Origin of the sequence: Agrococcus sp. ProA11 (assembly GCF_039880525.1) — a bacterium.
Lineage (GTDB): Bacteria > Actinomycetota > Actinomycetes > Actinomycetales > Microbacteriaceae > Agrococcus > Agrococcus chionoecetis.
This window is the reverse complement of sequence record NZ_CP156989.1, coordinates 1,699,008-1,713,643: the sequence shown is the minus strand read 5'-3', so window position 1 is coordinate 1,713,643 and position 14,636 is coordinate 1,699,008. Positions and strand designations below refer to the sequence as shown.

At 71.5% G+C, this 14,636-nt stretch carries 16 protein-coding genes; 12 read left to right on the top strand and 4 right to left on the bottom strand.

Translation table 11 applies throughout. The annotated features are described in order from the left end of the window. The first annotated feature begins 104 nt into the window (after positions 1–104). From ABG090_RS08275 to der, 11 genes are all read left to right on the top strand, one after another. Positions 105–1,775, top strand: coding sequence for a CTP synthase (locus ABG090_RS08275; protein WP_347757557.1), 1,671 nt, complete (start codon positions 105–107; stop codon positions 1,773–1,775). Positions 1,776–1,785: 10 nt separating this feature from the next. Then, the gene (locus ABG090_RS08270) at positions 1,786–2,424 is read left to right on the top strand and encodes an NUDIX hydrolase (protein WP_347754013.1); all 639 of its coding nucleotides are present in this window, start codon (positions 1,786–1,788) and stop codon (positions 2,422–2,424) included. Next, positions 2,421–3,353, top strand: coding sequence for a site-specific tyrosine recombinase XerD (locus ABG090_RS08265; protein ID WP_347754012.1), 933 nt, complete (start codon positions 2,421–2,423; stop codon positions 3,351–3,353). Before ABG090_RS08270 ends, ABG090_RS08265 begins: the two co-directional genes overlap by 4 nt. Before the next feature lie 54 nt (positions 3,354–3,407). Beyond that, positions 3,408–3,803, top strand: a complete 396-nt coding sequence (locus tag ABG090_RS08260) for a VOC family protein (protein WP_347754011.1) — start codon at positions 3,408–3,410, stop codon at positions 3,801–3,803. 307 nt (positions 3,804–4,110) lie between these two features. After that, complete coding sequence (locus tag ABG090_RS08255; protein ID WP_347757555.1) at positions 4,111–4,959, top strand: ParA family protein; 849 nt, start codon at positions 4,111–4,113, stop codon at positions 4,957–4,959. A gap of 80 nt (positions 4,960–5,039) precedes the next feature. After that, the gene (locus tag ABG090_RS08250) at positions 5,040–5,864 is read left to right on the top strand and encodes a segregation/condensation protein A (RefSeq protein WP_347754010.1); all 825 of its coding nucleotides are present in this window, start codon (positions 5,040–5,042) and stop codon (positions 5,862–5,864) included. Then, entirely contained in the window at positions 5,851–6,495 is a 645-nt protein-coding gene (gene scpB / locus ABG090_RS08245; protein ID WP_347754009.1) for an SMC-Scp complex subunit ScpB, read from the top strand. Before ABG090_RS08250 ends, scpB begins: the two co-directional genes overlap by 14 nt. After that, positions 6,492–7,238 carry a pseudouridine synthase gene (locus ABG090_RS08240; protein ID WP_347754008.1) on the top strand — a complete coding sequence of 249 codons (747 nt, stop codon included), beginning with the start codon at positions 6,492–6,494 and terminating at the stop codon, positions 7,236–7,238. The genes scpB and ABG090_RS08240 overlap by 4 nt, the downstream gene beginning before the upstream one ends. Positions 7,239–7,252: 14 nt before the next feature. Then, the gene (locus ABG090_RS08235) at positions 7,253–8,332 is read left to right on the top strand and encodes a prephenate dehydrogenase (RefSeq protein WP_347754007.1); all 1,080 of its coding nucleotides are present in this window, start codon (positions 7,253–7,255) and stop codon (positions 8,330–8,332) included. Next, the gene (gene cmk, locus ABG090_RS08230) at positions 8,329–9,015 is read left to right on the top strand and encodes a (d)CMP kinase (protein WP_347754006.1); all 687 of its coding nucleotides are present in this window, start codon (positions 8,329–8,331) and stop codon (positions 9,013–9,015) included. The genes ABG090_RS08235 and cmk overlap by 4 nt, the downstream gene beginning before the upstream one ends. Beyond that, a complete protein-coding gene (der, locus tag ABG090_RS08225) occupies positions 9,008–10,570 on the top strand; it encodes a ribosome biogenesis GTPase Der (protein ID WP_347754005.1) in 1,563 nt (520 codons plus the stop codon). The genes cmk and der overlap by 8 nt, the downstream gene beginning before the upstream one ends. Positions 10,571–10,695: 125 nt before the next feature. Here der and pdxY read toward each other — a convergent pair whose 3' ends face one another. From pdxY to ABG090_RS08205, 4 genes are read right to left on the bottom strand one after another with little or no spacing between them, the layout of a single operon-like run. Beyond that, entirely contained in the window at positions 10,696–11,562 is an 867-nt protein-coding gene (gene pdxY / locus ABG090_RS08220; protein WP_347754004.1) for a pyridoxal kinase PdxY, read from the bottom strand. A 55-nt stretch (positions 11,563–11,617) separates the two neighbouring features. Then, the gene (locus ABG090_RS08215) at positions 11,618–12,088 is read right to left on the bottom strand and encodes a DUF2017 family protein (protein WP_347754003.1); all 471 of its coding nucleotides are present in this window, start codon (positions 12,086–12,088) and stop codon (positions 11,618–11,620) included. Between the two features lie 38 nt (positions 12,089–12,126). Continuing rightward, entirely contained in the window at positions 12,127–12,450 is a 324-nt protein-coding gene (locus ABG090_RS08210) for an ATP-dependent Clp protease adaptor ClpS (protein WP_347754002.1), read from the bottom strand. After that, positions 12,437–13,711 carry an MFS transporter gene (locus tag ABG090_RS08205; RefSeq protein WP_347754001.1) on the bottom strand — a complete coding sequence of 425 codons (1,275 nt, stop codon included), beginning with the start codon at positions 13,709–13,711 and terminating at the stop codon, positions 12,437–12,439. Before ABG090_RS08205 ends, ABG090_RS08210 begins: the two co-directional genes overlap by 14 nt. 114 nt (positions 13,712–13,825) lie before the next feature. Here ABG090_RS08205 and ABG090_RS08200 point away from each other — a divergent pair, with 114 nt between their 5' ends. Beyond that, a complete protein-coding gene (locus tag ABG090_RS08200; protein WP_347754000.1) occupies positions 13,826–14,623 on the top strand; it encodes a siderophore-interacting protein in 798 nt (265 codons plus the stop codon). The last annotated feature ends 13 nt before the right edge of the window (positions 14,624–14,636 follow it).

The window sequence follows — 14,636 nt, the reverse complement described above, 5'->3', positions numbered from 1 at the left end:
ACCTCGTTGCGCAAGACGCCGACCAGCAGCCCACGGAAACCACGGCTTCCGCCTCGGAGACCGCTCCGGTCACCGCCGATGTCGCGGCCGATGTCGCGGCCAAGGTGACCAAGCAGATCTTCGTCACCGGCGGGGTCGTCTCGTCGCTCGGCAAGGGCCTGACCGCCGCCTCGCTCGGCAACCTGCTCACCGCGCGCGGACTGCACGTGGTGATGCAGAAGCTCGATCCGTACCTCAACGTGGATCCGGGCACCATGAACCCGTTCCAGCACGGCGAGGTGTTCGTCACCGACGACGGCGCCGAGACCGACCTGGACATCGGCCACTACGAGCGCTTCCTCGACGTGAACCTCTCGCAGGCTGCCAACGTCACGACCGGCCAGATCTACTCGCGCGTCATCGAGCGCGAGCGCCGCGGTGAGTACCTGGGCGACACGGTGCAGGTCATCCCGCACATCTCCGATGAGATCAAGCGCCGCATGCGACTGCAGGCAGAGCAGGATCCGCAGCCCGACGTCATCATCACCGAGATCGGCGGCACGGTCGGCGATATCGAGTCACAGCCGTTCATCGAGTCGGCCCGGCAGCTGCGCCACGAGCTCGGCCGCGGCAACGTCTTCTTCGTGCACGTGTCGCTCGTGCCGTTCCTGGGCGCCTCCGGCGAGCAGAAGACCAAGCCGACGCAGCACTCGGTCGCGACGCTCCGCTCCATCGGCATCCAGCCCGACGCGCTCGTGCTGCGCAGCGACCGTCCGGTCTCGGACTCGAACCGCAAGAAGATCGCGCTCATGTGCGACGTCGAGGAGGAGGCGGTCGTCAACGCGGTCGACATGCCCTCCATCTACGACATCCCCACCATGCTCACCGAGCAGGGGCTCGACTCCTACCTCATCGGCCAGCTCGGCCTCACCGCGGGCGAGGTCGACTGGTCGCGCTGGCAGCCGGTGCTCGACGCCGTGCACAAGCCCAAGCACGAGGTGACGATCGGCCTGGTCGGCAAGTACATCGACCTGCCGGATGCGTACCTGTCGGTGACCGAGGCGGTCAAGGCCGGCGGATTCGCGAACCAGACCAAGGTCAACCTGCGCTGGATCCCTTCGGACGCCTGCCAGACGCCCGAAGGCGCCGCTGCGCAGCTCGGCGAGCTCGACGGCATCGTGGTGCCCGGCGGGTTCGGCATCCGCGGCATCGAGGGCAAGCTCGGCGCGCTGAAGTTCACGCGCGAGAACGAGATCCCGACGCTCGGCATCTGCCTCGGCCTGCAGTGCATGGTGATCGAGGCCGCGCGCAACCTGGCTGGCATCGAGGGCGCATCCTCGACCGAGTTCGACGAGGCGGCGCCCGCGCCCGTGATCGCGACCATGGCCGAGCAGCAGCAGCACATCCACGGCGGCGACCTGGGCGGCACGATGCGCCTGGGCCTGTACGAGGCGCGGCTCGACGAGGGCTCGCTCGCCGCGCGGCTCTACGGCGAGACGGTCTCGCACGAGCGCCACCGGCACCGCTACGAGGTCAACAACGCCTACCGCGACCAGATCGCCGAGGCCGGGCTCGCCTTCTCTGGCCTCTCGCCCGACGGGAAGCTCGTCGAGTACGTCGAGCTGCCCGACCACCCCTTCTACATCGCCACGCAGGCCCACCCGGAGCTGCGCAGCCGGCCCAACCGCGCGCATCCGCTCTTCCGCGGCCTGGTCGAGGCGTCGCTCGACCGGCAGCGCGCGTCGAAGCTCTTCGACGAGACCGACGAGACCACCGACGCGGTCTCGACCGAGTGACGGCGCCCCGATGATCGCGGACGCGCTCGGCGCGCAGCCGGTGCTCGCTCGCGAGCGGCTGTTCGACGGGCGCGTCTGGGATGTCGATGCCGAGGAGTTCGAGCTCGGTGGCGCGCGCATCCGCCGCGAGGTCATCGTGCACCCGGGCGCCGTCGCGGTGGTGGCGCTGAACGACGCCGACGAGGTCATGCTCGTCCACCAGTACCGGCACCCCGCGGGCGGCACGCTGTGGGAGCTGCCTGCCGGACTGCTCGACATCGAGGGGGAGAGCCCGCTCGTCGGCGCGCAGCGCGAGCTCGCCGAGGAGGTCGATCTCGAGGCCGACACCTGGCAGACGCTCATCGACGTCTCCACCAGCGGCGGCGGGTCGACCGAGTGGATCCGCGTCTATCTCGCCACCGGCGTGCGGGAGCTCCCGGACGCCTTCGAGCGTGAGGCTGAGGAGGCCGAGATGGAGCGCCGCTGGGTGCCGCTCGCCGAGGTGCTCGGCGCTGCCGCGAGCATGCGGCTGCACAACGCGACGCTGCTGTCGGCGATGCTCGCGCTCACGCAGCTGCGGGCGGCGGGCGCGACGGCGCATCCGGCGGAGACGCCGTTCGACTGGCATCCGGCCTCGCGGGCGCGGACCGAGCCGAATTCCGGAGCGTGACCCCGCAGCAGGCCGTCGATCGACTGCTGCGGCAGCTCGCGATCGAGCGCGGTCTGTCGAAGCACACCGTCGCCGCCTACCGGCGCGACCTGACGGGATACCTGTCGGTGCTCGAGGCGCGGGGCGTCACCGATGCGTCTGCCATCACCGGCGAGGATGTCGCGGCATTCCGCGGCGCGCTCGCCGACCGCGGGCTCGCCGCCTCCTCCGTGGCACGGCACCTCTCCGCAGTGAAGGCACTGCACCGGTGGCTCGTCGACGAGCTGGTCGCGGCCGAAGACGTCGCGAAGGACCAGCGGCCGCCGAAGCTGCCGCAGCGCCTGCCGAAGGCGATCTCGGTGTCGCAGATGCAGCGGCTGCTCGAGACCGTGGGAGGCGCGGCCGCCGATGACGCCGGCGGCGCCGCGACCGACCCGGCCAACCTGCGCGACCGGGCGCTGCTGGAGCTGCTGTACGCCACCGGCGCGCGCATCTCGGAGCTCATCGCGCTCGACGTCGACGACCTGTCGTCGCTCGAGGAGCACGGGCTCATGCGCGTGACGGGCAAGGGCGCGAAGCAGCGGCTCGTGCCGGTCGGCTCCTACGCCAGGACGGCGGTGGATGCGTGGCTCGTGCGCGGGAGGGCGGCGCTCGCGGCGAAGGGGCGCGGGAGCCCCGCACTGCTGCTCGGCGCTCGCGGCGGGCGGCTGAGCCGCCAGGCGGCGTGGGAGATCATCCAGCGGGTTGCCGAGGAGGCGGGCATCCCGCACGTCTCGCCGCACACCTTCCGCCACTCGTTCGCGACCCACCTGCTCGAGGGCGGCGCGGATGTGCGGGTGGTGCAGGAGCTGCTCGGGCACGCCTCGGTGGCGACCACGCAGATCTACACCCACGTCACCGCCGACACGCTGCGCGACATGTACACGACCGCGCATCCGCGGGCGCGCTGAGCGCTTTCCGGCGGCAGGGTGCCGATGGTGGCCGGCGGGCGTACCGTGGCGCCCATGATCACCTTCGACGCCATCGGCACGGTCGTGCGCGACATGGCCAGCACGCTCCCCTTCTACCGCGCGCTCGGGCTCGAGATCCCGGCGGAGGCGGATGCGGCTCCGCACGCCGAGGCCGTGCTGCCCGGCGGGATGCGGCTCATGTGGGACACCGAGGAGACCATCCGCTCCTTCGATCCCGACTACCAGCGAGCGCCGGGCCAGAGCCACACGCTTGCGGCCCGCTGCGACTCGCCCGCGGAGGTCGACGCGACGGTCGAGCGGCTCGCGGGGCTCGGCCATCGCGTGGTGCGGGAGCCCTGGAACGCGGCATGGGGGCAGCGCTACGCGACCGTGCAGGACCCGGACGGCTACAGCGTCGACATCTACGCCGCGCTCGACGGGGCCGCCTGAGCTGCCGTTCGCGTGAGGGCTTGTTCCGGAACGAGGAGATTCGGCTCAGAATGTCGAGTTGATCCTCTGCTGGGGACGGATCGCCAGATCGTCCTCTGTTCGTGACCGGGCTTCGGTTCGTGACGCGCTGCGCGGCTCCTCGACGGGCGGATGGGCTCCTGGGCGGCGGATGGGCTCCTCGGGCGGCGCGGGACGGGCGCGGAGCCTCAACCAGAGGTTGAGATACACGCCGCACCCGGCTACCGGAGAAGTCGGCGCGGGTTCCTAGACTCGGGGCGTGAGCAACAGCACCGAGACCCTGGCCGGCATGGAGACGCCCACGCTCGGGCCGACCGGGCGCCCCGAGCGGGACTTCGCCGTGCCCGAGCCGCTCAAGAGCCACGGCCCCGCGCGCATCATCACGATGTGCAACCAGAAGGGCGGCGTGGGCAAGACCACCACGTCGATCAACCTGGGCGCCGCCGTGGCCGAGTACGGCCGCCGTGTGCTGGCCATCGACTTCGACCCGCAGGGCGCGCTGAGCGCTGGCCTCGGCGTCGACAACCACGACGCCACGACGATCTACGACCTGCTCCTCAACCCGAAGCTCGACCCGCGCGAGGCCATCCAGACCACGAGCGTCGAGGGGCTCGACGTCATCCCCGCGAACATCGACCTCTCGGCCGCCGAGGTGCACCTCGTCAACGAGGTCGCGCGTGAGCAGATCCTCGCCCGCGTGCTGCGCCGGGTCTCCGACGACTACGACCTCATCCTCATCGACTGCCAGCCCTCCCTCGGCCTACTGACCGTCAACGCGCTCACGGCCGCGCACGGCGTGCTCATCCCGCTCGAGAGCGAGTTCTTCGCGCTCCGCGGCGTCGCGCTCCTCAAGGAGACGATCGAGAAGGTGCAGGACCGCCTGAACCCGGCGCTCGAGCTCGACGGCATCCTCGTGACGATGTTCGACTCCCGCACCCTGCACGCCCGCGAGGTCATGGATCGCGTCGTGCAGGCCTTCGGCGACACCGTGCTGCACACCGTCGTGCGCCGCACGGTGAAGTTCCCCGACGCATCCGTCGCCGGTGTGCCCGTGACGCAGTTCGCCCCCGAGCACGCGGCGGCCGAGGTGCACCGCCAGCTCGCGCGCGAGCTGATCGCGCGCGGCGCGATCGCCTGATCGGCACCGTGGCACCGTCTGACGCCGCGCCATCGCCCGGCGGCGTTGCACCGTCCGGCGCCGCGCCACCGCCCGGCGGCGTGGCACCGTCTGACGCCGCGCCGGCCGAAGCAGACGACCAGAGCGGATTCCGCCTCGCGCTCGACAACTTCGACGGCCCATTCGACCTGCTGCTGACGCTCATCGGCAACCGGTCGATGGATGTCACCGAGATCGCCCTCTCGCGCGTCACGAACGAGTTCATCGCCTACGTGCGCACGCTCGACACCCAGGAGGAGCTCGAGCAGGCGAGCGAGTTCATCGTGGTCGCCGCGACGCTGCTCGACCTGAAGATCGCCTCGCTGCTGCCCGCCGGCGACGTGGTCGACAGCGAGGACGTCGCGCTGCTGGAAGCGCGCGACCTGCTCTTCGCCCGACTGCTCCAGTACCGCGCGTTCAAGCAGGCGGCGCTGTGGGCCGCCGAGCGCATCGGCGAGGAGTCGCGCCGCCACGCGCGCTCGGTGCGGCTCGAGGATCGGTTCCGGCAGCGCACGCCCGAGCTCAAGTGGACGCTGTCGCCCGAGGACTTCGCCGCGCTCGCGCTGCTCGCGATGACGCCCAAGGAGGTGCCGACCGTCGGGCTCACGCACCTGCACGCACCGCTCGTGTCGATCCGCGAGCAGGCGGCGCACATCGTCGCGTCGCTGCGGTCGACGGGCACCACCACGTTCCGCGAGCTGATCGCGGGCGAGGCGACGCGGGGCGTGATCGTGGCGCGGTTCCTCGCCGTGCTCGAGCTCTACCGCCACGCCGCCATCACCTTCGAGCAGCTCGAACCGCTCGGCGAGCTCTCCATCAGCTGGACCGGCCACGACTTCCGCGACGAGGATCTCGTGAGCTTGGGGGCAGACTATGACCATGCATGAGACGGATGCGGCGGGGGCCGAGGCGCGCGAGCCCACGACCGTCGACCCGGCCGCACCCGAGGATCGCTCGCACCTGCCGCTCGAGCGCCGCATCGAGGCGATCCTGATGGTCGCCGACGAGCCGCAGGGGGCCGTGCACCTCGCGACAGCGCTGCGCACGCCCGTCAAGGCCGTCAAGGCCGCCATCGAGACGCTCCGCGACGACTACGACGGCAACGCGGTGGGGGATCGGCCCGCGGGCCCGGAGCGCGGCTTCGAGCTGCGCGAGGTCGGGGGCGGCTGGCGCATCTACGTGCGCGCCGCCTACGACACCGACGCCGCCGACTTCGTGCTCACCCAGACGCCCACGAAGCTGTCGCAGGCCGCGCTCGAGACGCTCGCCGTGATCGCCTACAAGCAGCCCATCACGCGCGGCGCGGTGGCGGCCATCCGTGCCGTCAACGTCGACTCGGTGGTGCGCACGCTGCTCAGCCGCGGACTCATCCGCGAGGCCTTCGCCGACTCCGAGACCGGCGCCATCAACTACGAGACCACGGAGCTGCTGCTCACCCAGCTCGGCCTCAACTCGCTCGACGAGCTGCCGCCGATCTCGCCGCTGCTGCCCGATGGGGAAGAGGATGTATTCGCATGAGTGACGCAAGCAGCGAGGGGGAGCGGCTCCAGAAGGTGCTCGCCGCGGCAGGCGTCGCCAGTCGCCGCGTGGTCGAGGACATGATCGTCGCGGGCCGCATCACGGTCGACGGCCGAGTCGTCACGGAGCTCGGCACGCGCATCCAGCCCGACGCGATGGTGACGGTCGACGGCACGGCGGTGCAGCTCGACACCTCCAAGCGCTACCTGATGCTCAACAAGCCGACCGGCGTGGTCTCGACCATGTCCGATGAGCGCGGCCGCCCCGACCTGCGGGAGTTCGTCGCCGAGATCCCCGAGCGCGTCTACAACGTCGGCCGTCTCGACGCCGACACCTCCGGCCTGCTGATCCTGACGAACGATGGCGATCTCGCGCACGTGCTCGCGCATCCGTCCTTCGGCGTCGAGAAGACGTACGTCGCGAAGGTGCGCGGGCGCGTCGACCAGCGCGTCATCCGCAGCCTGCTCGCCGGCATCGAGCTCGAGGACGGCGAGATCCACGCGGATGCCGCCCGCATCATCGGCACCCCGTCGGGGAACTACTCGATGGTCGAGCTCACGCTGCACTCGGGCCGCAATCGCATCGTGCGGCGGATGCTCGAGCACGCCGGCCACCCGGTGGTCGAGCTCGTGCGCCGCTCGTTCGGGCCCCTGCACCTCGGCACGCTCCGGTCGGGCCGGGTGCGCGAACTCAGTACGATGGAGCGCGGTGCCATCCTCACGCTCTCGAGGCCGGCGCCGTAGCTGAAGGAGCGCTCGTGACTCACCGACTGCGCGGGCCTGTCCGCATCGTCGGCACGGGCCTGCTCGGCACCTCCATCGGCCTCGGGCTCGTCGCCCGCGGCGTCGAGGTGCAGCTCGACGACGCCTCGCCGACCGCGATGCGGCTCGCCGCCGACTACGGCGCGGGCCGACTGGCCGCGCCCGGCGACGCCCCGGAGCTCATCGTGGTGGCCGTGCCGCCGGATGTCACCGCGCAGGTCGTCGCCGCGCAGCTGCAGGCGTTCCCGGATGCGGTGGTGACCGACGTCGCATCCGTCAAGGCCGTGCCGCTCGCGCAGCTGCGCGAGCTGGGCGCCGACATCAGCCGCTACCTCGGCACGCACCCGATGGCGGGGCGCGAGAAGAGCGGCGCCATCGCCGGCGCCGGCGACCTGTTCGTCGGCCGACCGTGGGTGATCGCCGGCCACGACGGCATCTCGTACGAGCGCGGCAGCCTCATCGACGACCTGATCCTGGATCTCGGCGGCGTGCCGATCGAGTCGACGCCGGACGAGCACGATCGCGCCGTCGCGATCGTCAGCCACGTGCCGCAGCTCGTCTCCTCGCTCATGGCCGCGCGCCTGGCCGACGCGCCCGACGAGGCGCTGCGCCTCGCCGGCGGCGGGGTGCGCGACGTGACGCGCGTCGCGGCCAGCGACCCGGCGCTCTGGATCCAGATCCTGGGCGCCAACGCGCCAGCGGTGGTCGAGCAGCTGCGCGCCCTGCAGGTCGACCTGCAGACGCTCGTCGCCGCGCTCGACGCGCCCGACGCGCCCGGCAACCGGAAGACGGTCGCGGATGCGCTGCGCGCCGGCAACGAGGGCGTCTCCCGACTGCCGGGCAAGCACGGCACGCACACGCGCTTCACGCCCGTGCAGGTGCGCGTCGACGACCGCCCCGGGCAGCTCGCCCGGCTGCTCGCCGACATCGGCGACGCGGGCGTCAACCTCGAGGATCTGCGGCTCGAGCACGCCGAGGGCGCGCAGTTCGGCGTCGCCGAGATCACGCTGCTGCCGGAGGCCGTCGTCCACCTGCACGAGACGCTCGAGCGGCTCGGATGGCAGGTGGTCGCATGAGCATCGACACCTCGACCGGCCGCGGCATCGTGATCGCGATCGACGGACCCGCCGGCAGCGGGAAGTCGTCGGTCGCGCGCGCCGTCGCGCGAGCGCTCGGCTTCCAGTTCCTCGACACCGGTGCCGCCTACCGGGCGCTCACCTGGCTCATCCTCGAGCGCGGTGGCGACACCGACGATGAGGCGACTGTGGTCGGCAGCCTGGGCGCGCTCGACTCGCTCGAGCTCACGGTCGACGCCGGTGGCCAGCACGTCGCCATCGAGGGCGCCGACGTCACCGAAGCGATCCGCAGCGAGCGCATCTCCGGCGCGGTCTCGGGCGTCGCGCGCACGATCGCCGCACGCGAGGCCGTCAATGTGCGCTTCCGCGAGATCATCGCCGACGCGGCGCCCGGCATCGTCGCCGAGGGACGAGACATCACGACCGTCGTCGCGCCCGACGCCGACGTGCGCGTGCTGCTGACGGCCGACGAATCCGTGCGCATCCGGCGCCGCTTCGGCGACGTCGGCGGCGACCAGTACCAGGTGGGTGCGAGCCTCGCGGCTCGCGACGCCTCCGATTCCCGGGTGGTCGACTTCCTCAACGCCGCAGACGGCGTGACGGTCGTCGATTCCACCGACCTGACCTTCGACGAGACGGTCGACGCGATCGTCCGTCTCGCGACCAAGGAGCACCATGACTGACCAGAGCGGCTTCGAGCCGGACACCACCGACGACGGCTTCGAGCCGGACACCGCCGAGACGGGCTTCGAGCCGGACGCCGGCGACGACGTCGAGGTCGAGCAGCTCGACTTCGAGACCGACGAGGCGCGCGTCAACGCGCTGCGCGCAGGACTCGAGGGCTACGAGCTCGACGAGGAGGACGCCGCGCTGCTCGAGCTCGCGGAGTTCGACCCTGACGCCATCCGTGTGCTGCCGGCGCTGCCGGTGCTCGCCATCGTCGGGCGCCCGAACGTGGGCAAGTCGGCGCTCGTGAACCGCATCCTGGGCCGCCGCGAGGCCGTCGTCGAGGACACGCCCGGCGTCACGCGCGACCGGGTCTCGTACAAGGCGGAGTGGAACGGCCGCCGGTTCACGATCGTCGACACCGGCGGCTGGGAGCCCGACGCGCGCGGCATCGACCGCTCGGTCGCGCAGCAGGCGGAGATCGCCATCGAGCTCGCCGACGCCGTGCTGTTCGTCGTCGACGTCAACGTCGGCCCGACCTCGACCGACGAGCACGTCGTGCGGATGCTGCGGCAGTCGAACCGTCCCGTCATCCTGGTCGCGAACAAGGCCGACGACGCGCGCCGCGACCTGGAGGCATCGTCGCTCTGGAGCCTCGGGCTCGGCGAGCCGCTGCCCGTCTCCGCCGCGCACGGCCGCGGCGTCGCCGACATGCTCGACATCGCCATGGAGAAGCTGCCCGAGGTCTCGGCCGTGGCCAAGGAGGAGCTCGGCGGGCCCCGCCGCGTCGCGCTGCTGGGACGCCCGAACGTGGGCAAGTCGAGCCTGCTGAATAAGGCGGCCGGCGAGGAGCGCGTGGTCGTCAACGAGGTCGCCGGCACCACGCGCGACCCCATCGACGAGCAGATCGAGCTCGGCGGCAGGGTGTGGCGCTTCGTCGACACCGCCGGCATCCGTCGCCGTGTCCACCTGCAGCAGGGCGCCGACTTCTATGCCACGCTCCGCACCCAGGCGGCGCTCGAGAAGGCCGAGGTGGCCGTCGTGCTGCTCGACGTCACCGAGCCGCTCAGCGAGCAGGATGTGCGCATCATCGACCTCGTGCTCGAGTCGGGCCGTGCGCTCGTGCTGGCGTTCAACAAGTGGGATCAGCTCGACGACGAGCGCCGCCGCTATCTCGAGCGCGAGATCGAGAAGGATCTGGCCCACGTCGACTGGGCGCCGCGCGTCAACATCTCGGCACGCACCGGTCGGCACCTCGAGAAGCTGGTGCCGGCGCTCGAGACCGCGCTCGACGCGTGGGACACGCGCATCCCGACCGGCAAGCTCAACGGCTTCATCGCCGAGCTGACGGCCGCCCACCCGCACCCGCTGCGCGGTGGCAAGCAGCCGCGCATCCTGTTCGCGACGCAGGCGTCGACCAGGCCGCCGACCTTCGTGCTGTTCACGACCGGCTTCCTCGACCCGCAGTACCGCCGCTTCATCCAGCGCCGTCTGCGCGAGGACTACGGCTTCACGGGCACGCCGATCGTCGTGAACATGCGCGTGCGCGAGAAGCGCACCCGCCGCACGTAGGGGCTGCTCGCTGCCTCCGGTCTCGTGACGGATGCGGCTGCGCCGCATCCTCCTCGACCTACGGAGATCGTTGATCGAGGAGTGGGCGGCGGAGCCGCGCGCGTCACGAGATCACGTGATGAGCGTCAGCGCACCTGGCGGGCGCTGAACTGCATGCGCGGGTTCGCGAAGGCGTCCTGCGCCTGCACGATGCGCAGCTCCCGCTCGCCCGAGTCGATCGTCGCCTGCAGCAGGTCGAACACGCTCGACGCCGTGCGCTCGAGCGCCGTCGCTGCTGAGCCCGTCTCGCCATAGTGCGCCGTGAAGAGCGCGCTCGTGGCATCGCCGGAGCCGTTCGCCTTGATCGGCAGCCGGGGCGTCTGCACGATCCAAGCGCCGGCGTCGTCGACCGCGAGCATCTCGATGGTGTCGGTGCCGTCCTCGAGCGTCTCGCGGTCGGGGCGCAGCACGCTCGTGACGAGCACGGTGCGGGGGCCCAGGTCTCGTGCGCGGTCCGCCGACGCGAGCGTCGCGTCGAGCGTCTCGGGCTCGGTGTGGGTCATGTAGCCGAGCTCGAACTGGTTCGGCGTGATGATGTCGGCGTGCGGCACGACGCGCTCGCGGATGAGCGGCGGGATGGTCGGGGCCACGAAGCAGCCGGAGGTCGCGTTGCCCATCACCGGGTCGCAGGTGAAGGTCGCCCCGGGGTTCTGCGCCTTCACGCGCGCCACGGCATCCACGACCACGTCGACGATGTCCTCGCCGCCCAGATAGCCGGACAGCACGCCGTCGACGCTGCCGAGCACGCCGCGATCGGCGATGCCGTTCACGACGGCGCGCACGTCGGCGGCCGGGATCGCGGGGCCGCCCCACGCGCCGTAGCCGGTGTGGTTCGAGAAGTTGACGGTGAGCACCGGCCACACCTCGTGGCCGATGCGCTGCAGCGGGAAGACGGCGGCGGAGTTGCCGACGTGCCCGTAGGCGACGTGCGACTGGATCGACAGGAACCTCATCCTTCGATTCTTCCACTCTCGACTGCTCCTGCGCTGGGTGCCGGAGCGGTGCCGGCTACTCGAGCGCCTCCAGCAGCGTCGACTGCGCGAAGCCCAACCAGTCGACCACATCGCGCAGCTGCGCGATGTCCTCATCGGTGACGTCGGGCGCGAGCGCCGACCGGTGCTGGGTGGTGCGCACGTGGAGCACCAGCCGCACCTCGCCGAGCGACCGCAGCCACGCCTCCGCGCCCTCCTCGTCGACGGTGATCCGCAGGTCCGCGTCGACGCGGTCGTCGTCCTCCGCGGGCAGCGCCGTCTCCAGGTCGACGACCATGCGCATCATCGACTGGATGCGGTCGGTCGCGATATCGGGGGCCGCGAGCCTGCGGAACTCCGCGGCATCCTCGATGCTGCCGTAGGCGCTGGGGTAGAGGCGCTCCATCACGGGATCCTCGAGCGCCGCCTGCCGATCGATGACCGCGCGGTGCAGCCCGACCACCTGGCGGCCGAGGTTCGCGAGCATGTCGGCCTCATCGGGCAGCATCGCGCACATCACGCCTTCGCCATCCCGTCGCCAGGCCTTCACGCGGAGACCCGCTCGAGCGTCGCGATCAGCCCGTCGGCATGCAGCCCGACGACGTGCATCTCCTGCTCCTCGCGCGCACCGTGGGCGACGGCCGTGCGACCGTCGCGCTCGGCCAGCACCATGAGCTCGTGCGCACGCGCACGGCTGTAGCCGAATCGACGCATGAGCACCCGCACGACGTACGGCTGCAGGGTGATCGGATCGTCCCAGAGCATCGTCGCCCACTCGGCGCCGAGCGTTGCATCGTCCGGCTCCGCGGTGGCATCGACGTGCGGCTGCGCGGTGGCGCCGGCGTGCGGCTGCCCCTCAGTCGCGTGCATGGTCGACCACCTCGATGCCGGCGGTGGTGGGGCCCAGCACGGTCGCGATGATGGAGTGCGCGGCCGTGTCGGGGCCACCGCGGTCGATGGCGAGGCTCCACAGCGCCAGCAGGAAGCCCGCGCTCGCGAGCGCGACGCCGATCCAGGCGGGCGCCAGGTAGCCGAAGCCGGCCGCGATCACGGCGCCGCCGAGCGCAGCGCCGAGCGCGTTGCCGACGTTGAACGCCGCATGGTTGGTGGCGGCGCCCAGCAGCTCGGCATCGCCCGCGATGCGCATGATCCGTGCCTGGATGGCGGGGTTGAGCACCGATCCGGTGCCGCCGATCAGGAACGCGATGGCGAACATGGCCACCGGATGCGAGCCCAGCAGCGCGAACAGCGCGAGCGAGACGATGTAGAGCGGGAACGCGATCGTGATCGTGCGCCGCAGGCTCCGATCGGCCGCCCAGCCGCCGATCACATTGCCGACGGTCATGCCGACGCCGATGGTCGCGAGCAGCCAGGCGATCGCCGACTGCGGCAGCTCGGCGACGCGCGTCACGATCTCTGCCGCATAGGAGTAGACGGCGAAGAAGCCGCCGAAGCCGATGCAGCCGACCGCCACCATGAGCCACAGCCGCGGGCTGCGGAAGGCGCTCAGCTCGCGCTTGGCGCTGCGGTTCGGATCGCCCGGCACGTGCGGCAGCACCAGCCAGGCGAGGGCCAGCGTCGTCAGGAAGATGATCGCGACGGCGACGTAGGTCCAGCGCCAGCCCGCTGCCTGGCCGAGCCAGGTGCCCAGCGGCACACCGATGATGTTCGCGATCGTGAGGCCGGAGAGGGCCAGCGCCACGCCCGCGCCCTGCCTGCCAGGGCCCATGATGCGCGCCGCCAGCAGCGACGCGACGCCGAAGTAGGCGCCGTGCGGGAGTCCGGAGACGAAGCGGGCCAGCATCGTGAGCTCGAAGCTCGGCATCAGGCCGCTCGCGAGGTTGGCGACGGTGAAGCCGGCGACCAGCAGCAGCACGAGCGTGCGCTGCGACATCCGCGCCGCCAAGACCGAGACCAGCGGCGCGCCCACCACGACGCCGAGCGCATACGCCGAGATCATCCAGCCCGCCTGTGCGATACCGGTGGCCGGGTCGGCCTCGAAGCCGGGCACGAGCTCGGTCGCAGCCAGCGGCAGGATCCCCATGGTGGCGAACTCGGTCGTGCCGATGCCGAAGCCGCCGAGGGCCAGGGTGAAGAGCGCCAGGAGCCTGCGCGCGGGAGAGAGTTGCATGCTGCTGACGATGCTACGCGGGTGCACCGCTGCGGAGACGTTGCTACATTGGTCAGGTAAGGCTTGCCTCACCTCGAGGTCGGCGGCGGATCGAAGGCGCATCGGAGGAAGCGGATGGCGGGACCGGAGCGCGTGGCAGCGGTCGCACCCAGGTTCATCGAGCTCGAGGTGCTGACGAACCAGCAGCTGTCGCCGCACATCCGCCGCGTGACGCTGGGCGGCGACGAGGTCTCCGCGATGACACCGCAGGGCTTCGACCAGTGGTTCCGCTTCTTCATGCGCCGGGAGGGGCAGCAGGAGCTGTGCTTGCCGACGAGCCCGAGCACGTGGTTCCCGCAGTACCTGGCGATGCAGGCGTCGAGCCGGCCCTGGGTGCGCAACTACACGGTGCGCGACATCCGGCTGGAGGCGGGCGAGCTCGACATCGATTTCGTCTGCCACGAGGATCCGGGCCCGGGCGCCGCGTGGGCGGGTCGAGCCGAGCGCGGCGAGCGCGCCGTGCTGCTCGACGAGGGCCTGCTGTACAACGACGACGGACTGCCCGGTGACGTGCTGCTGGTCGGTGACGAGTCGGCGATGCCGGCGATCGCCGGGATCTGCGGCTCACTCGAGCGCTCGGTGCGCGGCGTCGCCGTCATCGAGGTGGGCCACCACGACGACATCCAGCCCTTCCATCGTCCCGCTGGCGTCGACGTGCGCTGGATCGAGCGCGGCAGCGCCCGAGCGGGGGAGGCGGGGCTCGAGGAGCTGCGCGGGCTCCGGCTCTCCGGCGACCTCGGCTATGCGTACTCCGCGGGAGAGCAGTTGCTCGCCACGGGCACGCGGCGCCACCTCGTGCGCGACCGCGGGATGGACAAGCAGCGCATCACCTTCACCGGCTACTGGAAGCTCGGCAAGGCCTACGTGTCCTGACAGAGGGCGAAAG